The organism is Nonomuraea sp. NPDC003804 (assembly GCF_040610675.1).
GTDB lineage: Bacteria > Actinomycetota > Actinomycetes > Streptosporangiales > Streptosporangiaceae > Nonomuraea.
The window spans coordinates 1-20,261 of record NZ_JBEXMT010000045.1 but is presented as its reverse complement, the minus strand read 5'-3'; the positions used below and the strand labels follow the sequence as shown (position 1 = coordinate 20,261).

18 protein-coding genes are annotated in these 20,261 nt (G+C 72.4%); 10 read left to right on the top strand and 8 right to left on the bottom strand.

Annotation, left to right across the window (positions count from 1 at the left end):
• Positions 1-49: 49 nt before the first annotated feature.
• On the top strand, positions 50-520 hold the full coding sequence (locus ABZX22_RS40930; protein WP_354921224.1) for a pyridoxamine 5'-phosphate oxidase family protein: 471 nt from the start codon (positions 50-52) through the stop codon (positions 518-520).
• Positions 521-565: 45 nt separating this feature from the next.
• Here the strand turns inward: ABZX22_RS40930 and ABZX22_RS40925 are convergent, their stop codons facing one another.
• Both ABZX22_RS40925 and ABZX22_RS40920 read right to left on the bottom strand, forming a co-directional pair.
• Entirely contained in the window at positions 566-1,327 is a 762-nt protein-coding gene (locus ABZX22_RS40925; RefSeq protein WP_354921221.1) for an SDR family oxidoreductase, read from the bottom strand.
• Positions 1,328-1,426: 99 nt separating this feature from the next.
• The gene (locus tag ABZX22_RS40920) at positions 1,427-1,870 is read right to left on the bottom strand and encodes a DNA-binding protein (RefSeq protein ID WP_354921218.1); all 444 of its coding nucleotides are present in this window, start codon (positions 1,868-1,870) and stop codon (positions 1,427-1,429) included.
• Between the two features lie 122 nt (positions 1,871-1,992).
• Between ABZX22_RS40920 and ABZX22_RS40915 the strand changes: the two genes are divergently transcribed.
• Positions 1,993-3,297, top strand: coding sequence for an ion channel protein (locus ABZX22_RS40915; protein ID WP_354921215.1), 1,305 nt, complete (start codon positions 1,993-1,995; stop codon positions 3,295-3,297).
• 282 nt (positions 3,298-3,579) lie between these two features.
• On the top strand, positions 3,580-4,566 hold the full coding sequence (locus ABZX22_RS40910; RefSeq protein ID WP_354921212.1) for an NAD-dependent epimerase/dehydratase family protein: 987 nt from the start codon (positions 3,580-3,582) through the stop codon (positions 4,564-4,566).
• Between the two features lie 160 nt (positions 4,567-4,726).
• Here the strand turns inward: ABZX22_RS40910 and ABZX22_RS40905 are convergent, their stop codons facing one another.
• The 3 genes from ABZX22_RS40905 to ABZX22_RS40895 form a co-directional block, all read right to left on the bottom strand.
• The gene (locus ABZX22_RS40905) at positions 4,727-5,437 is read right to left on the bottom strand and encodes an SRPBCC domain-containing protein (RefSeq protein ID WP_354921209.1); all 711 of its coding nucleotides are present in this window, start codon (positions 5,435-5,437) and stop codon (positions 4,727-4,729) included.
• A 98-nt stretch (positions 5,438-5,535) separates the two neighbouring features.
• A complete protein-coding gene (locus ABZX22_RS40900; RefSeq protein WP_354921206.1) occupies positions 5,536-6,726 on the bottom strand; it encodes a sigma-70 family RNA polymerase sigma factor in 1,191 nt (396 codons plus the stop codon).
• A gap of 102 nt (positions 6,727-6,828) precedes the next feature.
• A complete protein-coding gene (locus tag ABZX22_RS40895) occupies positions 6,829-7,827 on the bottom strand; it encodes a helix-turn-helix domain-containing protein (protein WP_354921204.1) in 999 nt (332 codons plus the stop codon).
• Positions 7,828-7,935: 108 nt separating this feature from the next.
• Between ABZX22_RS40895 and ABZX22_RS40890 the strand changes: the two genes are divergently transcribed.
• A complete protein-coding gene (locus tag ABZX22_RS40890) occupies positions 7,936-8,802 on the top strand; it encodes an NAD(P)-binding domain-containing protein (protein WP_354921201.1) in 867 nt (288 codons plus the stop codon).
• A gap of 177 nt (positions 8,803-8,979) precedes the next feature.
• The gene (locus ABZX22_RS40885; protein ID WP_354921198.1) at positions 8,980-11,259 is read left to right on the top strand and encodes an ATP-binding domain-containing protein; all 2,280 of its coding nucleotides are present in this window, start codon (positions 8,980-8,982) and stop codon (positions 11,257-11,259) included.
• 122 nt (positions 11,260-11,381) lie between these two features.
• On the opposite strand, the gene ABZX22_RS40880 is transcribed toward ABZX22_RS40885, so the two are convergent.
• Positions 11,382-12,533: an MFS transporter gene (locus tag ABZX22_RS40880; protein WP_354921195.1), complete on the bottom strand. Its 1,152-nt coding sequence runs from the start codon at positions 12,531-12,533 to the stop codon at positions 11,382-11,384.
• A gap of 44 nt (positions 12,534-12,577) precedes the next feature.
• On the opposite strand from ABZX22_RS40880, the gene ABZX22_RS40875 reads away from it, so the two are divergent.
• Positions 12,578-12,955, top strand: coding sequence for a MerR family transcriptional regulator (locus tag ABZX22_RS40875; RefSeq protein WP_354921192.1), 378 nt, complete (start codon positions 12,578-12,580; stop codon positions 12,953-12,955).
• Here the strand turns inward: ABZX22_RS40875 and ABZX22_RS40870 are convergent.
• Complete coding sequence (locus tag ABZX22_RS40870; protein ID WP_354921189.1) at positions 12,922-13,431, bottom strand: MarR family transcriptional regulator; 510 nt, start codon at positions 13,429-13,431, stop codon at positions 12,922-12,924. The two genes, ABZX22_RS40875 and ABZX22_RS40870, sit on opposite strands and share 34 nt — an antisense overlap.
• A 112-nt stretch (positions 13,432-13,543) precedes the next feature.
• On the opposite strand from ABZX22_RS40870, the gene ABZX22_RS40865 reads away from it, so the two are divergent.
• The 3 genes from ABZX22_RS40865 (at position 13,544) to ABZX22_RS40855 (ending at position 18,967) form a co-directional block, all read left to right on the top strand.
• Entirely contained in the window at positions 13,544-16,744 is a 3,201-nt protein-coding gene (locus ABZX22_RS40865) for an efflux RND transporter permease subunit (protein WP_354921186.1), read from the top strand.
• Positions 16,745-16,811: 67 nt separating this feature from the next.
• A complete protein-coding gene (gene purB / locus ABZX22_RS40860) occupies positions 16,812-18,242 on the top strand; it encodes an adenylosuccinate lyase (RefSeq protein WP_354921183.1) in 1,431 nt (476 codons plus the stop codon).
• Positions 18,239-18,967: a GNAT family N-acetyltransferase gene (locus ABZX22_RS40855; protein WP_354921180.1), complete on the top strand. Its 729-nt coding sequence runs from the start codon at positions 18,239-18,241 to the stop codon at positions 18,965-18,967. The genes purB and ABZX22_RS40855 overlap by 4 nt, the downstream gene beginning before the upstream one ends.
• Here ABZX22_RS40855 and ABZX22_RS40850 read toward each other — a convergent pair.
• Positions 18,928-19,305 carry a DUF3817 domain-containing protein gene (locus ABZX22_RS40850; RefSeq protein WP_354921176.1) on the bottom strand — a complete coding sequence of 126 codons (378 nt, stop codon included), beginning with the start codon at positions 19,303-19,305 and terminating at the stop codon, positions 18,928-18,930. The two genes, ABZX22_RS40855 and ABZX22_RS40850, sit on opposite strands and share 40 nt — an antisense overlap.
• A gap of 177 nt (positions 19,306-19,482) precedes the next feature.
• On the opposite strand from ABZX22_RS40850, the gene ABZX22_RS40845 reads away from it, so the two are divergent.
• Positions 19,483-20,261: DUF4037 domain-containing protein (locus tag ABZX22_RS40845; RefSeq protein ID WP_354921173.1), on the top strand; the 779-nt coding region annotated here is incomplete at its 3' end.

Below are 20,261 nucleotides of genomic sequence, written 5' to 3'. Positions count from 1 at the left end.
GGGCGCAGGCCGCCCCGAACTGTCGGCGGCGGGGTGCACGATGGTCGGCATGAGTTCGTGGCAGGAATTCGAGAGACAGGCGCCCGGTCTGGCGGCCACGGTGCGGGCGCTGTTCGACGCCCACAAGCACAAGACGCTGGCCACCATCAGGAAGGACGGCTCGCCGCGCATCAGCGGCACGGAGGTCGACTTCAGGGACGGGGAGCTGTGGCTGGGGTCGATGCCGGGCGCGATGAAGGCGCTCGACCTGCGGCGCGATCCGCGGTTGGCGCTGCACGCGTGTCCGTCGCCGCAGGAGGAGGCGGATCCGTCCGCCTGGGCCGGTGACGCGAAGCTGTCGGGCAGGGCGGCCGAGGTCACCGATCCCGAGGTGGTGGCCGGGTTCGAGATGCCGGGTGAGGGGCCGCACCTGTTCCGGGTCGAGGTGACGGAGGTGGTGTGGACCAGGGTGGAGGGCGATCAGCTGGTGATCGACATGTGGCACGAGGGCCGCGGCGTCCGGCAGGTGAAACGCCAGTAGCGAATCTACTTTGTAAAGGCGTCGGGACGGTGACCCCGGCTCGGGTCAGTGCACGGAGAAACCGCCGTCGACGTAGAGGCTCTGGCCGGTGACGAAGCCGACGGCGTCGCCGGCCAGGAAGACGGCCGCGCCCGCGAAGTCGGCGGGCACGCCGTTGCGGCCGGCCATGTGGCGGGCGGCGAGCTCCTCTGTCCGTCCGGGGATCGCCTGGGCGGGCTCGGTGAGCGGGGTGAGCACGAACCCCGGGATGATCGTGTTCACCCGCACGCCGTACCGTGACCACGCCTCGGCCTGGGAGCGGGTCAGGCCGGCGATGCCCGCCTTGGCGACGCCGTAGACGCCGCTGTCGCCGAAGGCGCTGATCGTCTGCTGGGAGCCGATGTTGATGATCCGGCCCCAGCCCTGCTCGACCATGTGCCGGGAGAAGTGCTGGCCCAGCAGGTAGGGGGCGGTGAGGTTGACGGCGATGGTCTGCTCGTAGTCGGCGTCGGTGAGCTCGGCCATGGGCTTGCGGATGTTGTTGGCCGCGTCGTTGACCAGGATGTCGATGGCGCCCGCCTGCGCGCACACGCGGTCGACGTCGGCGCGCAGGCCGAGGTCGGCGCTGATCCACGAGGCCTTGACGCCGTGGTCGTGGAGTGCGGCGGTCGCCCGGCGCAGCTCGTGTTCCCTGCGGGCGACGATGGTGACCTCGGCGCCCGCGCGGCCGAGGGCTTCGGCGACGGCGTAGCCGATGCCGGAGCTGCCGCCGGTGACCAGGGCTGTTCGGCCGTGGAGGGAGAAGAGCTCGCGCAGGTAGTCGGACACGAGGCGACACGGTAGCACCCGGTCGGCCGCCGGTCGGCCGGCGCGTCCCCCCGTGGGCGTGTCCCGTGACAAGGGACTCCAGCGCCCACAGGAACGCCGTCAGGCGGGGTCGTCGGCGGTGGTGCGCTCGACCAGCCGCTCGTAGCGCTGCCTGGCGGCCTGGGGGGTGCCGAGCCCGAGGCCGAAGGCGATCTCCGGCCAGGTCATGCCGCGTCCGCGCGCCATCTGCAGCAGCCCGGCCTCCAGTTCGTCCATCTCCCCGCGCGCCAGCGGGATGAGGGTGAGGGCGGCGGTGATGTCCGCATGGTCCACCTCGGGCTCGCCGTCGTCGAGCTGTGCGGCCCCGCTGAGCAGGAAGGAGACGAGCCTGACGGCTTCGTGCGGGCCGACGGCCGAGGGGTGGACCTGGCGGCCGCGCTGGGCGTCGGTGGTGGCGTGCCGTTCGGCGATGCGGTGCAGGGAGGCGTAGACGCGGTGTGCGCGCGCCTGCTCGGGGCGCGGGGGAGTGAACGGGTCGGCGGCCTGGCCGGAATCAGTTGACATGGTGATCAGGATGCCGAAGACACGATTCGATGTCAACAAATCGTTGTGAACGACTTGTTTGCATAGCCAAGTCGTCACCTCCCTTTGCGAGCGCCTGACCCGGCCCGGGAACCCTCCCACTCATGACGCGGTGCGGCGGCTCCGGAGGCGAGCAGGGCGATCGCGCCGAGGACTCCGCCGGCGCGGCCGCGATGCCCTCGGCGCGCGGCCAGGCCTGGGCGCTGGCGCGGCTGGCGCTGCCCGCCCTGGTCGTGGGGGTGGTGTGCAGCGCTATCCTGCTGGCCGTCACGGCCGTGGAGCACCTGCTGCAGCAGGCGCTGTGGCATCACCTGCCGTCGGCTCTGGAAGTGGACGGCGCCTCCTGGTGGTGGACCATGGCCGTCCTGACGTTCACCGGGCTCATGGTGGGCCTGGTGGTGTGGAAGATCCCCACGGGGCCTGATCCGGCGACCGAAGGCCTGCTCGGGCCGCCGCTGCCGGTCAAGGTCATCCCGGGCATGCTGGTGGGGGTCATCCTGTCGATGGCCGGCGGCGTCAGCCTCGGCCCGGAGAACCCGGTCACCGCGGCCAACATCGCCCTGGCCGTGGCGATCGGCGGCCGGCTGCTGCCCGGCATCGTGGCGCAGACCTGGCTCGGTCTGGCGGCCGCCGGCACGATCGGCGCGCTGTTCGGCACGCCGGTCGCCGCCGCGCTGATCCTGTCGGAGCTGACCCTGGGCGGCCGGCCGACGCCGCTGTGGGACCGGCTGTTCGCCCCGCTGATCGCGGCGGGGGCCGGGTCGATCACCACCGTCATGCTCGCCGCCCCGGTCCTGTCGGTGCAGGTGCCGCCGTACTCGCCGCACGCCGGTGACCTGCTGGCCGCCGCCGTGATCGCCTCGGTCGGGGCAGTGCTCGGGCTGGCCGTCGTCCTGGCCTTCCCGCACACGCACCGGCTGGTGCACCGGATCAGGCACCCCGTCGTACGGCTGACGCTCGCCGGCGCGCTGCTCGGCGTGCTCGGCGTCGTCGGGGGCCGCATCACGCTGTTCCGGGGCGTGGAGGAGATGAAGGAGCTCACCGCCCAAGCGGCCGCCTACACCGCCGCGGGGCTGGCCCTCATCGTGGTGGTGAAGCTGGCCGCGCTGCTGCTGGCCGCCACGGCGGGGTTCATCGGCGGCCGGATCTTCCCGGCGGTGTTCGCCGGGGTGGCTCTCGGTCTGCTGGCCAACGCGCTGGTGCCGGCCGTCCCGGTGAGCCTGGCGATCGCCTCCGGGCTGCTGGGCGTGGTGCTGGCCGTCACCCAGCAGGGGTGGCTGAGCCTGTTCATGGCGGCGACCGTCGTGGCGGAGCTGCAACTGCTGCCGGTGCTGTGCCTGGCGCTGCTGCCGGCGTGGCTGCTGGTCACCGGCAGGCCGCAGATGGTCATCGAGGAGCGGGCCGCGTAGGACGCCCCCGAGGAGCGAGCCGCGGCGACCGTCCACACCTCGGCGGAGCACTGCCCGATCTGCGCCGCCGCCCACGGCAAGCCCTGGCGCGCCGGCTCGAACTCGGGGCGGCGGGTGCGGGGCGGCGCAGGTCGCTAGTCCTCACCTGCGGCGCGATGCCGCGCCGGCTGTCCTGGGCGGGGCGGCGTCCATGGCGGTGGGCGCCATCCGCTCTCGGCGAAGCGCGTGCGCCTGCAGCGAACCCCGCCCGGTGCCCGGAGGGCGCGGTGCTTGGGTGTCACCATGGAGATCTTGATTCTGGGTGGGACGGCATGGGTGGGCCGGGAGCTGTCGCGGCAGGCGGTCGCGCGGGGCCATCGCGTGACGTGCCTGGCTCGCGGCGAAAGCGGGCAGGTCGCCGACGGGGCGCGGCTGGTGGCCGCCGACCGGCGGGATCCCGCGGCGTACGAGCCGTTGCTCGACCGCACGTGGGACGCGGTGATGGAAGTCTCCTGGCAGCCTGGCTTCGTGCGTGAGGCGCTGGAGGCGCTGGGTGGCCGGGCCGGGCACTGGAGCTATGTCTCCTCCGTCAACGCCTACGCCGCTCATGCCACGCCGGGCGCCGACGAGTCGGCGGACCTCCTTGCTCCGACGGACCGGCGTGAGGTCGACCGCGCGCTGTACGGCGAGGCGAAGGTCGCCTGCGAGCAGGCGTCGGCGGGGGTGGTGGGCGACCGCCTGCTCATCGCGCGTGCCGGCCTCATCGGCGGACCTGGCGATCACACCGGGCGCACCGGCTACTGGGTGGCCCGTGCCGCGCGCGATCCGCACGGGCCGATGCTGGTCCCCGACTCGCCGGTCCAGCCGACGCAGACGGTTGACGTGCGGGACCTGGCCGCCTGGCTGCTCGACGCCGCGGAGAAGGGGATCGTCGGCACCTTCAACGCCGTGGGGCCGACCGTTCCGTTCGCCGAGTGGATCGAGCTGTGCCGCGCTGCCGGCGGCCACACCGGTCCGGTGGTGGCCGCCGACCCGGCCTGGCTGGTCGAGAACGGCGTGGCCCAGTACATGGGGCCCGAGTCGCTGCCGATGTGGCTGGTCGAGCCCGGCTGGGAAGGATGGTCGGCCCGTAGCGGTTCGGCGGCGGGCGCCGCGGGGCTGCGTCATCGGCCCCGGGCGGACCTGCTGGCCGACACGCTGGTCTGGGAGCGCGAGCAGGGCCTGGACCGGGTGCGGCGGGCCGGCCTCAGCGCCCAGCGCGAGCGCGAGCTGCTCGACGCTCTCGGCTGACGGCTTCGGCCTGTCGCCGGGGGTGTCGTCGTCACCGCCGCCGCCGCCGCCGACGGTGTCGGGTGAGGGTGCCGGGGTGATGACGGTGCCGGGTGATTCCGGGAGGGTGCCGGGTGACGGTGCCGGACGCCTGGGGGCGGTGTCCGGCACCGGCCGGTCGTCAGGAGGCGTGTTCGGCCAGCCACGCGGTCCAGGCGCGGTCGGCCTCGTCGGGGTCCGTGCCGGGGGCGAACAGGTGATGCTGGGCGACGACGCCACCGCCGAAGCCGTTGACGAAGCGGTACATCGCGTCGGCGGTGCGGATGCCGAGCGTCTGGGCGCTGGTGTGGTAGACGACCCCGCGGGCGGGCCGCTGCCCGGGCGGGGTGATGGTGACGGTGTCCCCGGTGGCGGGGTCGCCGAGGCGGTCGACGAGGGCGGCGTAGCCGCCCGTGCCGAAGGCGGTGACGGGTACGGCGGTGCGCCCGGTGAAGTGCGTGAGGTACTCGGCAAGGGTGGCGTAGAAGAGGGCCAGGCCGGTGCGCATGGCCTCGAACTCGTTCTCCCAGTCGTCGCCGGGAAGGAAGCCGCTGGTGACGATGCGGACGACCGTGCTGCTCTCGGAACGGCCCTCGATGAGGAACTCGTAGGCGATGAAGCGGCCGTCGTCGGCGGTGGGCGCCTTGCTGGCCAGGCGCTTGCCCGGTTCCCAGGCGGTGATGGGGTTGGCGGGGTTGTAGTCGCCGAAGGCGGTGCGCATGACGCCGTTGTCCACCTGGTTGCGGCCCATGAACCAGGAGTCGATGCCGGGTCCGGTGGCGATGGCCTCCCAGACCTGTTCGGGGGTCGCGGCCAGGGAGAGCTCGTGCTGCAGCTCGAACTCGTGTGACATCTCAGGACTCCTGGGTGTGCTGGGCGGCGCCCGCGTGGACGGCCCGTCCTCCGCGCGGCAAGAAGACGCCCCCACTCTCCCACCGACAATATTTGTTGTCAAAGCCTGCCGGCCTGCTCCCGCAGGAAGGCCCGTTCGGCGTCGTTGCCCGCCAGGTCGATCGCCGCCGCGTAGGCCGCTCCGGCCTCGGCCGTCCGGCCCAGCCGCCGCAGCAGGTCGGCGCGGATGGCGTGGAACAGGTGGTAGGAGCCCAGATCCAGCTCGCCGACCAGTTCCAGCGCCGCGGCCGGGCCGCTGACCTCGGCCACCGCCACCGCCCGGTTGAGCGCCACGACGGGGCTCGGCGCGATCGCCAGCAGCTGGTCGTACAGCGCCAGGACCTGCCGCCAGTCGGTGGCCGGACCGTCGCTGTGCACGGCGTTGATCGCCGCCTGGATCTGGTAGGGGCCCGGCCGGTCGCGGCGCAGGCACGCGCGCACGATCGCCTGGCCCTCGGCGATGAGGTCGCGCTCCCACAGCGAGCGGTCCTGCTCGGCCAGCCGTACCAGCCGGCCCTGGGCGTCGGCGCGGGCGGCGCGGCGCGCGTGCAGCAGCAGCATCAGCGCCAGCAGCCCCCACACCTCGTCCTCGTCGGGCATGAGCTCGGCCAGCAGCCGGCCCAGCCGGATCGCCTCGGCGCACAGGTCCTCGCGTTGCAGGCGCGCGCCCGCGCTGGCGGCGTAGCCCTCGTTGAAGATCAGGTAGATGACGGCCAGGACCGCGCGCAGCCGGTCGGGCAGGTCGGCCTCGCGCGGCACCCGGTAGGGGATGCGCGCGTCGCGGATCTTGCCCTTGGCGCGCACCAGCCGCTGGGCCATGGTCGCCTCGGGCACCAGGAAGGCGTGGGCGATCTCGGCGGTGGTGAGGCCGCCCAGCAGCCGCAGCGTGAGCGCCACCCGGGCGGCGGGCGCGAGGGCGGGATGGCAGCAGGTGAAGATGAGGTGCAGCCGGTCGTCGTGCACGGGCCCTTCCTCCGTGGGCTCGTCGGAGGCGCGCAGCAGCGCGGCCTGGGCGTGACGGTCCTGGCGGGAGGCCTCGCGGCGCAGGCGGTCGATGGCGCGGTTGCGGGCGGTGGTGATGATCCATCCGGCCGGGCTCGGCGGCGGGCCCGCCGCCGGCCAGCGGCGGACCGCCTCGGCGAAGGCGTCCTGGACCGCCTCCTCGGCGAGGTCGATGTCGCCGAAGTGGCGGACCAGGACGGCGACGGCGCGGCCGTACTCCTGGCGGAAGACGCCTTCCACGAAGGACATGTCAGTCGTGCAGCGGACGGACCTCGATCGGCAGCCTGGTGGCCAGGCCGGCCTTGCGGCCCCATTCGAGCGCCGCGTCGAGGTCGGCGGCCTGGATGACGACTACGAGGTGCGGGGAAAGGCGCGCCGGTAGTCGCTCGGCGAGACCCCCACGTGCTTGAGGAAGTGGTGGCGCAGGTTGTTGGCCGTGCCCAGGCCGCTCAGCTCGCCGACCTTCTCGACCGGCAGGTCGGTCGACTCCAGCAGGCTCTGGGCCCGGCCCAGGCGCTGGTTGAGCAGCCACTGCAGCGGCGTCATGCCGGTGGCGGCCTGCAGGCGGCGGTAGAGGGTGCGGGGGCTCATCGCGGCCCGGCGCGCGAGGTCCTCGACGGTCAGCGGCTGGTCGAGCCGGGCGCGCGCCCATTCCAGGACCGGCGCCATGCCGCCGTCGTCGGAGTCGGGCACCGACAGGTCGATGAACTGGGCCTGGCCGCCGGGCCGGTGGGCGGGCACGACCATGCGCCGGGCGAGCTGGTTGGCCACGTGCGCGCCCAGATCGCGCCGGATCAGGTGCAGGCACAGGTCGAGTCCGGCGGTCAGCCCGGCGCTGGTCAGCACGTCACCGTCGTCGACGTACAGCACCGAGTCGTCGACCTGGACCTTCGGGTAGCGCTGGGCGAGCTGGGCGGTGTGCATCCAATGGGCGGTGGCTCGGCGCCCGTCGAGCAGCCCGGCCTCGGCCAGGGCGAACGCGCCGGTGCACAGCGACACCATGCGGGCGCCGGCGTCGTAGGCGCGGCGCAGGGCGGTGATGAGCGCGGGCGGCAGCGGCGCGCCGTCCTCGACGCAGGCGTCGGGCACCGAGGGGACGATGACGGTGTCGGCGCCGGCGAGGTCGTCGAGCCCGTAGGGGGTGCGCAGGGCCAGTCCCGGTACGGCTGCGCCCTCGGGGCCCGCGCCGGGGGTGCCGCCCGTCCCGCACAGGCGCAGCTCGTACCACGGGTCGGCCAGGTCGGGCTGCGGCTTGCCGAAGACGGTGCACGGGATGCTCAGCTCGTACAGGTCCCAGGACGGGACGGCGATGTCGTCGGTGACGACCACGGCGACGGATCCGGCGCTCATGGCCTCAGCGTATGGCAGGAATTTGGTGGTCGCCGTCATGGGTGTCACTGTCGTGGTCCGGCGCGTGCCTGCGAACGTGGTCCGGCACACGAAACAAGGAGTTGTGACATGAGAGTGACCGTGCTCGGGCTGGGTTCGATGGGGTCGGCGCTGGCCGGCGCCCTGCTGGACAAGGGTGTGGAGACGACGGTGTGGAACCGTTCGGCCGGCAGGGCCGAGGCGCTGGTGGCGCGGGGCGCACGGGCGGCGGCCACGCCGCGGGAGGCGGTCGAGGCCGGCGACGTGGTGATCGCGTGCGTCCTGGACTACGGCGCGCTGCTGGAGGTGCTCGAGCCGGTCACCGGGTCGCTGGCGGGCAGGGAGCTGGTCAACCTCACCTCCGGTTCTCCCGAGCAGGCCAGGCAGATGGCGGCGTGGGCGCTCGCGCACGGCGTGGGCTACCTGGACGGCGCCATCATGACGACGCCGCCGGGGGTCGGCAGCCAGGAGATGATGTTCCTCTACAGCGGTTCGCGGGAGGTGTTCGAGGCTCGCCGTGAGGTGCTGTCGGCGCTGGGCGACCCCGTGCGTCTGGGCGACGACCCCGGCATGGCCTCGCTGTACGACGCGGCGCTGCTCGGGTTGATGTGGGCGACGATGACCGGCTGGTTGCACGGCACGGCGATGGTCGGCGCGGACAAGATCGCGGCCACCGCCTTCACGCCGGTCGCGATCCGCTGGCTGACGGCGGTGGCGGGTTTCGTCGCGACGTACGCGGCCCAGGTGGACGCCGGTCGTTACCCGGGTGACGACGCCACGGTGGACGTGCAGATCGCCGCGATCGACCACCTGATCCACGCGGCCGCGGAGCGGGGTGTCGACAACGCGCTGCCCGAGCTGTTGAAGGCCACGATGGTGCGGGCCGGGGCGGCGGGGCACGGCTCCGACAGCTTCGCCAGCGTCATCGAGGTGCTGCGCGGTCCGGCCGAGGGGTGACGCCGAGGGGTGACACCGAGGGGTGACACGGTGCCGGGCCCGGCCGTGAACAGGTGACCGGATCGCGGGGTGGAAGGCGGATCGGTGTGACGGCGGCCCCAGTGCGCGGTAAGCTGCGTCACTTAGGCACGCCAAAATGAGGCTGCTAAACCTCTCTACGAGGAGGTTAACAGTCGTATGTCGATTCGTCAAGAGGGCTTGGCTGAAGCCATCAGCGCCGAGCAGTCCCGCGTCACCATGCTCTACGGCTGGCTCGACGCCGCCAAGGCCCGGGCCGGGCGCGTCCTGCGCGAGGTGCTCGGCGGCGGCGGCGCGGTGGCCAACGTGCAGGGCCGGGTCGAGCGTGAGGTCGCCGCCGCCGAGCAGGCGCGCCGCCTGGCGCAGCTGACCGCCGTGGAGCGGGGGCTGTGCTTCGGCAGGATCGACGACCGCGACGGCGCCACCACCTACATCGGCCGGATCGGGCTGCGCGACGAGGAGCACGAGTCGGTGCTGATCGACTGGCGGGCCCCGGCCGCCCGGCCCTTCTACGTGGCCACCCCCGGCGCGCCCGGCGCCCTGGTGCGCAGACGCCACCTGCACCTGAAGGGACGCACCGTCGTCGGCCTGGATGACGAGGTGTTCGACCTGGAACGGATGAGCGACGGCGAGCGGCGCACGCTGGTGGGCGAGGCGGCGCTCCTGGCGGCGCTGCGGCGCGGCCGTACCGGGCGGATGGGCGACGTGGTGGCCACCATCCAGACCGAGCAGGACAGGGTGATCCGCTCGGGGCTGCAGGGCGCGCTGGTGGTGCAGGGCGGGCCGGGCACCGGCAAGACCGTGGCGGCGCTGCACCGGGCCGCCTACCTGCTGTACGCCCACCGCGAGACGCTGGAGCGGCGCGGTGTGCTCATCGTCGGGCCCAACAGCATGTTCCTGCGCTACATCGAGCACGTGCTGCCCGCTCTGGGCGAGACGCAGGTGGTGATGTCCACGGTGGGGGAGCTGTTTCCCGGCGTGCGGGCCGTGGCCGAGGACCCGCCGCGGGTGGCCGTGGTCAAGGGCGATCCGCGGATGGCGGCGGTGGTGGCGGCGGCCGTACGGGATCGGCAGCGGGTTCCCGACGGCGACCTCGAGGTGGAGGTGGACGGCACGCCGCTGCGGGTCGGCCACGAGACGTGCGCGCGCGTCAGGGACCGGGCGCGAGCCGTACGGCTGCCGCACAACATGGCGCGCAAGCTGCTGGTCACCGAACTGCTGCGGGAGCTGGCGCGCGACCTGCTGGAGGGCGTGGAGAGGTCGCTGGCGCTGGAGAACTTCCTGCCGGCCGAGGTGGTGGCCGAGCTGGAGCGGGAGCTGCCCGCCCCGCAGGAGCCCTACACCGAGCAGGACCTGGCCTACGAGGCCGCACGGCTGTGGTCCTTCCCGCAGGTGCGGGACGCGCTGGAGGAGCTGTGGCCGGAGCTGACGCCGCAGCGGCTGGTGAGCGAGCTGCTGTCGTCGCCGGAGCGGCTGGCCTCGGCCGCCGCCGGGCTCGACTGGGCGGTGCTGGCTCGGCCGGTGGACGCCCCGTGGACGGTCGGTGACGTGCCGCTTCTCGACGAGGCGGCCGAGCTGCTGGGCGAGGACGACTCGCCGGCCAGGCAGGCGGCGCGGCAGGCTGAACAGGCGCGCAGGGAGGCCGAGCGGTACGCCCGGGAGGTGCTGGTGTCGACCGGCCTGGCCGAGGCGGAGCTGATGGAGGCGGCGGCGCTGGCCGAGCGGCACGACGACGGTGGCGACGCGCTGACGACGGCCGACAGGGCGGCCGCCGACCGCACGTGGGCCTACGGGCATGTGATCGTCGACGAGGCGCAGGAGCTGTCGCCGATGGCCTGGCGGATGGTCATGCGCAGGGTGCCGGCCCTGTCGCTGACCGTGGTGGGCGATGTGGCGCAGACCGGTTCGGCGGCGGGGGCGCGCTCGTGGGCCGAGGTGCTCGATCCCTACCTGGCGGGGCGGTGGCGGGAGGAGCGGCTGCTGGTCAACTACCGGACCCCGGTGGAGATCATGGAGGTGGCGGCCGACGTGCTGCGCGCCGTCGATCCGGCGTTGCGGCCGCCGGAGTCGGTACGGCGGGGCGGGGACCGGCCGCTTGCCGTACGGGCGGGGCTGGGTGAGGTGCCGGCGCTGGCCGAGCGGGAGCGCGGCCGGATCGGCGAGGGCCGGGTCGGGGTGGTCACCTCCGACGGGGTCCACTCGCGGGTGGCGGCGCTGCTGCCGGGCGGCGACGACCTGGAGGCGCCGGTGGCGGTGCTGACGGTCACGCAGGCCAAGGGGCTGGAGTTCGACGCCGTGGTGGTGGTCGACCCGGAGGGGATCCTCGCCCAGTCGGCGCGGGACCTGTACGTGGCGATGACGAGGGCGACCAGGCGGCTGACGGTGGTCTACCAGGAGCGCCTGCCGGCCGTTCTCGCCCGCTTGGAATCTACTTTGTAAAGGCGCTGAACGGGGCGGCCGCTGGCCGCCCCTCATTCAAGGACTGAAGACCGCCTTCAACAAGCAGGTGCCGCGCCGTGGTGGTCAGGGGGAGGCCGGCGTCGCGGCGGGGGTGGCTGTGGTCACGTCGTCGCGGCTGGGGAGCGGGTGTAGGTGACGGTGGGCAGGATGCGCCAGGTGAGGGCGAGGATGGCGAGTGCGGCCCACGGGAGCGCGGCGGGTCCGGCGTGGTCGAGGACGAGGCCGCCGGTCAGGGAGCCGGCGGCGATGCCGAGGTTGTAGACGGTGGTCTGCATGGCGGTGGCGAGGTCGGCGTGCCGGGGTCCTGAGGCGCTGACGAGTGCTGCCTGCAGGAGGGTGGGTGCGGCGCCGAAGGCGGTTCCCCAGACGGCGGCGGCGATCAGGACGGCGGCGGGGGTGAGGGCGAGGGTGAGCATGGCTGCGGTGAGCAGGACGAGGGCGGTGGTGAGGGCGGCGCGCGGGTGGTGGTCGACGAGGGCGCCGGTGATGAGGATGCCGGCGACGGTGGCCAGGCCGAAGACGAGCAGGGTCAGGTCGGTGCGGCCGCCGGTGTGCTGGGTGTAGGGGGCGATGTAGGTGTACATGGTCTGGTGGCCGAGCAGGACGACGGCGGTGAGGGTGAGGACGCGTCTGATGCCGGGCAGGTGGCTGACCTGGCGGAGGGAGGGGCGGTGGGAGGTGGTCTGGTCGCCGGGCAGGGGTGGGACCTGCCAGCGGGTCCAGGCGGTGATCAGGAGTGAGAGTACGGCCAGGGCGGCGAAGGTGGCGCGCCAGCCGTACAGGTCGGCCAGGGCGGTTCCGGCGGGGATGCCGGCGCACAGGGCGATGGTGATGCCGGCGGAGACGATGGCGATGGCGCGGCCGCGGTGGGTGGGGGCGACGATGCGGGTGGCGTAGCCGACGAGCATGGCCCACAGGGTGCCGCCGAGGGCGCCGGCGAGCAGGCGGGCGGCGAAGGTGAGGGCGTAGGTGTCGGACAGGGCGGTGATGAGGTTGCAGGCGGCGAATCCGGCGAGGGTGGTGAGCAGGACGGGGCGTCGGGGCAGGGAGCGCAGGGCGGCGGTGATGGGGATGGCGGCGGCGCAGGAGGTGATGGCGTAGCCGGTGACGAGGTGGCCGGTGGCGGCGGGGCTGGTGTGGAGGTCGTGGCTGATGTGGGGGAGCAGGCCTGCGGGCAGCAGTTCGGTCATGACGGCGGTGAAGGCGGCGCTGAACAGGGCCGGTAGTGCGCCGAGTGGTGTTCGGGCGGGCATGCGGCCATGCTTGGACCTTCACATCAGTGTGAAGGCAAGGGGGTGTGGTGGTGCGGATCGGTGAGTTGTCGCGGCGTACGGGGGTGCCGTCGCGGATGCTGCGCTATTACGAGGAGCAGGGTCTGTTGGGGGCGTTGCGTTCGGACAACGGTTACCGGTGTTATGGCGAGGCGGCGGTGTCTCGGGTGCAGCAGATCAGGGGGTTGCTGGATGCGGGGTTGACGACGGAGATCATCCGGCGGATTCTGCCGTTCCTGGAGGGGCCTGAGGGGATCCATGTGCATCCGGCGTGTCTGACGCCGGAGCTGGAGGGGTTGTTGCGGGGGGAGGTGGCGCGGATCCAGGCGCGGATCGACTGTCTGGCGCGTAACCGGGATGCGTTGCTGGGTTATCTGGCGGCGGTGCGGCCGGGTTCGCCTTGAGTGGGGACGTGCTGGTCGTCGTCGTGCCAGGGGAGGTCGCGGGCGATGTCGGCGATCTTGGCGGTGATGTCGGCGAGGGTGCGCAGGGTGTCGAGGTCGAGGCGTTGCATGATGCGGCGGTAGTGGCGCAGGCCGGCGTCGTTGAGTTGTTCGATGAGGGTGCGGCCGGCGTCGGTGAGTTCGACGCGGCGGACGCGGCGGTCGTGGGGGTCTTCGTGGCGGGTGACCAGGCCGTGGCCGATGAGGCGGTCGACGATGCCGGTGACAGTGGCCAGGCCGACGCCGAGGTTGGTGGCGAGTTCCTGGCCTGAGGCGGAGCCGGTGTAGGCCAGCAGGATGATGACCTTGAGCTGGCTCATGGTGAGGTTGGAGCTGAACAGGGGTGAGGATCGGTCCTGCGCGAAGACGCGGCCGAGCTCGCGCTGGGTGTCGCTGATCTGTCGGATCAGCTTGTCGCGTTCGTCGTTCACTCTCACCTCTCGCTTCCTGAGAAGGTTATCAGGAAAGACGCCTGTGGCTAAATATTCGTGCGAGGCAAAGTGTTAGTCTGGGCCGAAATCTTTGTCCCGTTTGCCCTGTGAGGAGCGGATGACAGCTCTGGCCCGGTTGAGCCTTGCCAACCGCAGTCTGGTCATATTGATGGCGATCGTGTTGAGCGCGTTCGGCGCCTACACGATCCCGCAGCTGAAGCAGCAGTTGCTGCCGTCGCTGTCGTTTCCCGGCGCGTTCGTCGTCGCGTCCTACCCGGGGGCTTCTCCGGAGATCGTGGAGGATCAGGTCACCAAGCCGATCGAGGACTCCTTCGCCGGGATCGACGGCCTGGAGGAGATGACCTCGACCTCGAAGGAGGGGCTGGCGCAGGTCCAGGTCTCCTTCGCCTACGGCACCGACATCGAGGAGTCGGTGGCCACGATGCAGACGGCGATCGGCAAGATCAGGGCGCAGTTGCCCGATGGTGTCGATCCTCAGGTGGTGGCGGGTAACACCGACGACATCCCGGTCGTGGTGCTGGCGGTGGGCGACGGCGGCGACGAGCGGGCGATGGCCGACAAGCTGGACCGCGTGCTGGTGCCGCAGCTGCAGGGCATCGACGGGGTGCGCGAGGCGGAGGTCACCGGCGCCAGGGGCGAGACGGTGGTCATCACGCCGGACGCCGACAAGATGGCCGACAAGGGTGTGTCGCCGGCGCAGATCCCGGAGGTGCTGAAGGCCAACGGGACGCCGGTGCCGGCCGGCACGCTGAAGGAGTCGGGTACGGCGCTGACGGTGCAGGTGGGCTCGCGGATCGAGTCGATCGAGGCGCTGGGGAACCTGTATCTGGTGCCTGCGGCGCCGCAGGCCGCCGCCCCGGCTCAGGCGCAGGGGCAGGCGCGGCAGGTGCCGGGCAGGGCGATGCCGCCCGGTGCGGGGCAGGCGCCGGTGCAGGCCGCGCCGAAGGCGCCCAAGCCGGTCCGGTTGGGCGATGTGGCCGACATCGAGCGGCGCAAGAGCGAGGCGACGACGCTGACGCGCACCAACGGCGAGCCGAGCCTGGGTGTGTCGGTGACGATGACGCCGGACGGCAACGCGGTGGCGATCTCGCACGCCGTGCGGGAGAAGCTGCCGGCGATGGAGGCGGCGCTGGGCGCCAAGGCGACGGTGATCTTCGATCAGGCGCCGTACGTGGAGCGGTCGATCGAGGACCTGACGACCGAGGGGCTGCTGGGGCTGGTTTTCGCCGTCCTGGTGATCCTGGTGTTCCTGCTGTCGTTGCGTTCGACGCTGGTGACGGCGGTGTCGATCCCGCTGTCGGTGGTGATCGCGCTGATCGCGTTGTGGGCGGGTGACTACTCGCTGAACATGCTGACGCTGGGCGCGCTGACGATCGCGGTGGGCCGGGTGGTCGACGACTCGATCGTGGTCTTGGAGAACATCAAGCGGCATCTGGGCTACGGCGAGCCGAAGCGCACGGCGGTGACGGCGGCGGTGCGTGAGGTGTCGGGCGCGGTGACGGCCTCGACGCTGACGACGGTGGCGGTCTTCGCGCCGATCGCGTTCGTGGGCGGCATGGTGGGCGAGCTGTTCGCGCCGTTCGCGATGACGGTGACGGTGGCGTTGCTGGCTTCGCTGCTGGTGTCGCTGACGGTGATCCCGGTGCTGGCCTACTGGTTCCTGAAGGCTCCGGCGCTGGAGCCTGAGCAGGCGCGGGCGGTGCGGGAGGCGGCTGAGGCCAAGGAGCTGCGCAGCCCGTTGCAGCGGATGTATCTGCCGGTGTTGCGCTTTGCCACGCGCCGGCGGCTGGTGACGGTCTTGATCGGGGTGGTGGTGTTCGCGGCCACGATGGGGCTGGCCGGCAGGCTGGAGACGAACTTCATCGACTCCTCCGGTCAGGACACGATCTCGCTGAGCCAGAAGATGCCGGCCGGCACGGATCTGGCTGCCACGGACGCGGCGGCCAAGAAGGTGGAGAAGGTGCTGGCGGATCTGGACGGCGTGCAGTCGTACCAGGTCAACGTGGGTGGCGGCAACGCGATGCGGGGCGGGGCGGGCGGCGGTGCCGACCGTGCCTCCTTCTCGGTGACGGTCGCCGAGGGCAGCGACACGCCGGCGCTGGAGGAGCGGCTGCGCCAGGAGCTGGAGAGCCTGTCGGGTGTCGGTGAGGTGACGGTCGGCGGGCAGGGCGGCTCCGGGTTCGGCTCGGACTCGGTCGAGGTGATCGTGCAGGCGCCGGACACCGCCACGTTGCGTGCGGCGGCCGGGCAGGTGGCCACGGCTGTCGGGCAGGTGGAGGGGTTGCGGGACGTCTCCTCGGATCTGGAGTCGAGCGCGCCGCGGATCGAGGTGGTCGTCGACAGGAAGAAGGCGGCGGCCAAGGGTGTCACCGAGGCGCAGGTGGGTCAGGTGGTGGCGCAGGCCTTCCGTGGCGCGCCGCTGGGCCGGCTGACCTTGGACGGTGTCGACAGTGACCTGATCCTGCGGGGTGGCGACGAGCCGGAGGACGTCGAGGAGGTGGAGAAGCTCAAGGTCGGCGCGGTGAAGGTGTCGCAGGTGGCGACGGTGTCGCAGGTGGACGGGCCGACGCAGATCTCCAGGATCGACGGTGAGCGGTCGGCGACGGTTTCGGCCAAGGCTTCGGCCAGCGATCTGGGCAGGTTGACGCAGGCGCTGACGAAGAAGCTGGACGGGCTGGTGCTGCCGGCGGGTGCCGCTTTCACCATCGGGGGTGTGTCGGCTGACCAGGCCGACGCGTTCGCCGATCTGGGGGTGGCGATGCTGGCGGCGATCGCGATCGTCTTCATGATCATGGTGGCGACGTTCCGCAGTTTCGTGCAGCCGCTGATCCTGCTGGTGTCGGTGCCGTTCGCGGCGACGGGTGCGCTGGGGCTGCTGCTGGTGACGGGTACGCCGATGGGTGTGCCGGCGCTGATCGGCATGCTGATGCTGATCGGCATCGTGGTGACCAACGCGATCGTGCTGATCGACCTGATCAACCAGTACCGGGAGCAGGGCCTGGGTGTGGTGGAGGCGGTCATCGAGGGTGGCCGGCGCAGGTTGCGGCCGATCCTGATGACGGCGGTGGCGACGATCTGCGCGCTGACGCCGATGGCGCTGGGGGTGACCGGCTCGGGCGGGTTCATCTCGCAGCCGCTGGCGATCGTGGTGATCGGCGGGTTGATCTCCTCGACGCTGCTGACGCTGGTGCTGGTGCCGACGCTGTACACGATGGTGGAGCGGGTCAAGGAGCGGTGGGGCGGGCGTGGCGGGGCCGTGCCGGCGCCGGCCGCCGAGAAGGTGGGCGCGCCGGTCTAGGGCGCCGGGCCGTCCCGTCACCCCCGCTTGCCGGGCGGGGCGGGGCGGCCCCATACACTGGGGCAACGTGACTTCCAAGCCGCGCATCCCGAACGTTCTGGCCGCCCGCTACGCCTCCGCCGAGCTGGCTCGCCTGTGGTCTCCCGAGTCGAAGGTGGTCGCCGAGCGGCGGCTGTGGTTGGCGGTGTTGAAGGCGCAGGCCGAGCTGGGGGTGGCGGTGCCGCAGCAGGCGATCGACGACTACGAGAAGGTGGTCGAGCAGGTCGATCTGGCCTCCATCGCCGAGCGGGAGCGTGTCAGCAGGCACGATGTGAAGGCGCGTATCGAGGAGTTCAACGCGCTGGCCGGGCATGAGCATGTTCACAAGGGGATGACCTCGCGTGACCTGACGGAGAACGTCGAGCAGTTGCAGATCCGCGACAGTCTGCTGCTGGTGCGTGATCGGGTCGTGGCGTTGCTGGCCCGGCTGGGGGCGCTGGCCGAGCAGTACGAGGCGAGTGTGATGGCGGGCCGTTCCCACAATGTGGCGGCGCAGGCGACCACGCTGGGCAAGCGGTTCGCGAGCGCGGCCGACGAGCTGCTGGTGGGTTTCGCGCGGCTGGAGGAGTTGATCGGCCGCTATCCGCTGCGGGGGATCAAGGGGCCGGTGGGCACCGCGCAGGACATGCTCGACCTGCTGGGTGGTGATCGCGGCAAGCTGGCGGAGCTGGAGGAGCGGGTGGCCGCGCATCTGGGCTTCGAGCGGCGCTTGACCAGTGTCGGGCAGGTGTATCCGCGGTCGCTGGACTTCGAGGTGGTCGGTGCGCTGGTGCAGCTGGCGGCGGCGCCGTCCTCGCTGGCCAAGACGATCAGGTTGATGGCCGGGCACGAGCTGGTGACCGAGGGGTTCAAGGAGGGTCAGGTCGGCTCGTCGGCGATGCCGCACAAGATGAACACCCGTTCCTGTGAGCGGGTCAACGGGCTGACGGTGATCCTGCGCGGGTATGCGTCGATGACGGCCGAGCTGGCCGGTGACCAGTGGAACGAGGGCGACGTGTCGTGCTCGGTGGTGCGCAGGGTGGCGCTGCCGGATGCGTTCTTCGCCTTCGACGGGCTGATGGAGACCATGCTGACGGTGCTGGCCGAGTTCGGCGCTTTCCCTGCGGTGATCTCGGCCGAGCTCGACCGTTATCTGCCGTTCCTGGCCACGACGAAGATGCTGATGGCGGCGGTGCGGGCGGGGGTGGGCCGTGAGCAGGCCCACGAGCTGATCAAGGAGCACGCGGTGGCTTCGGCGCTGGAGATGCGTTCGCAGGGGTCGGCCAACCGGCTGCTGGAGCGGCTGGCGGCCGATGAGCGTTTCCCGCTGGATCGGGAGCGGCTGGAGGAGTTGCTGGCTGACCGGGTCTCCTTCACCGGCGCGGCCGGCGACCAGGTGCAGCGGGTGTGCGCGCTGGTCGGCGAGGTCGTGGCGCGCTATCCGCGGGCCGCCGGGTATGTGCCGGGCGCCATCCTGTGATCCGCGAGCTGTCCACGCCGGGTGAGCTGGCGGCAGCCTGCGGCGATGACGATCTGGTGATGTGGGCGGCTCAGGGCCTTGCGGGTGGTGGGCGGGCGTGGGCGGGCGGCCGGGCGGTGGTGGCGGGGGCGCCGGGCATCTCCCGCCGTGACCGGCTGGCGGTGTGGGGGGATCCGGCTGATGCCGCCGCCGTGCTGCGGCACGCGCTGGCCGAGCTGGGGCCGTCCTACCGGCCGCTGGGTGAGGCGGACCTGATGCGGCAGGTGGCGGAGCGGGTGCCGGGGCTGGGGCGGGTGGGGGTCTTCTCCTGGATGAGTCTGGAGCAGGTGCCGATCGGTCCCAGTGACGGGGTGTCGTGGCTGGAGGGTCGCTTCGAGGGGCAGATCGGCCGGTTGCTGGCCGAGCATGCCCCCGACTCCTATGCGGTGCCCGGTGGGCAGGGTGTGGCCCGCTGGGCGGGGGTGCGGGTGGAGGGCAGGCTGGCGGCGGTGGCGGCCGACGCGTGGAGCGCGCCGTCGGTCGGTTTCGTGGCGGGGGTGGCCACTGCCGCGCCGTGGCGGGGTGCGGGGCTGGCCGGGCGGGTGTGCCGGTGGGTCAGTGGCCGTCTGGTGGCCGCGCACGGCAGGGCGGCGTTGATGGTCGACGACGACAACGTGGCGGCGTTGCGGTTGTATGCGGGGCTGGGTTACCGGCGGCGGGCGGTGGCGGCCTGCGTGGTGTCCTGAACGCCGCCGTCCTGGCTCGTGCTGTTGTGCGCGGTGGCGGGCGTGGTGGTCTGCCGGGCGCGTTCGTGGCGCGTCTGGCGGCGTTCGAACCACACCGTGGCCAGCGGCGGCACCGCGCACATCAGGCCCACCACGACGGTGGCGCGTGACCAGCCCCGCTCGCGGGCGACCAGCAGCACGGCCGCCACGTACAGGACGAACAGGCCGCCGTGGATGGGGCCGAACACCTTCACGCCGACCTCGCCGGCCTGGAGGATGTACTTGACGTACATGCCGGCCAGCAGGCCGATCCAGGAGAAGGCCTCGGCGATGGCGACGGCACGGAACAGGCGCAGCACGGTGAACAGCCCTTTCGCTGGGTTTCGGGGTGGCCGCACGCCAGCCTAACGGCCGGGTGGGGCGGTCCGGCCCGCGGTCCGGCCTGCGGGCGGGACCGCCGCGAAAACCGGGTGAGGTTCCCGATGCCGTCAGGCACAGTTGACATAGTGATGTCTGGATTTGTGCCTGGAATTGAGTTGAGCCGCGCCTTCTACAACGAGGTGGTGGCGCCGCTGGCGGCCGGGGTGCGGCACAGCGCCGCGCTGATCGGGCCGGGGTCGGAGGTGCAGGCCTTCGACACCGAACGCAGCGCCGACCACGACTGGGGGCCGCGTGTGCTGCTGTTCGTGGCGCCGGAGGCGGTCGGCGAGGTGGAGGAGCAGGTCGCGGCCGGCCTGCCGGCGCGTTTCGGCGGGTATCCGACGGTGTTCGCCCAGAGTGGGTCGCTGCGCCACGGGGTGCGGGTGCACGAACTGGGCGGGTGGCTGGCAGGCAGGCTCGGTTTCGATCCGCGCGGGCGGGTGAGCACGCTGGACTGGCTGTCGGCGCCGTGGCAGGCGCTGGCCGAGGTGACGCGCGGGGAGGTCTTCCACGACGGGCTGGGCGAGCTGGCCGCGGTACGGCAGGCGCTGGCCTGGTATCCCGACGACGTGTGGCGGTATGTGCTGGCCTGCCAGTGGCGGCGGATCAGCGCGGAGGAGTCCTTCCCCGGCCGGTGCGCCGAAGTGGGTGACGAGCTCGGCTCGGCGGCGCTGGCGGCGGGCCTGGCGCGGCAGGTGATGCGGCTGGCGTTGCTGCAGCGCAGACGCTACCCGCCGTACGCCAAGTGGCTGGGCAGCGCGCTGGCCCGCTTGCCGGGTGCGGCCGAGCTCGGTCAGGCGCTGGCCGGGGCGGTGGCGGCCCGCTCCTGGGGTGAGCGGGAGCAGGCGCTGTGCTCGGCCTACGAGCGGCTGGCCGCCGTGCACAACAGGATCGC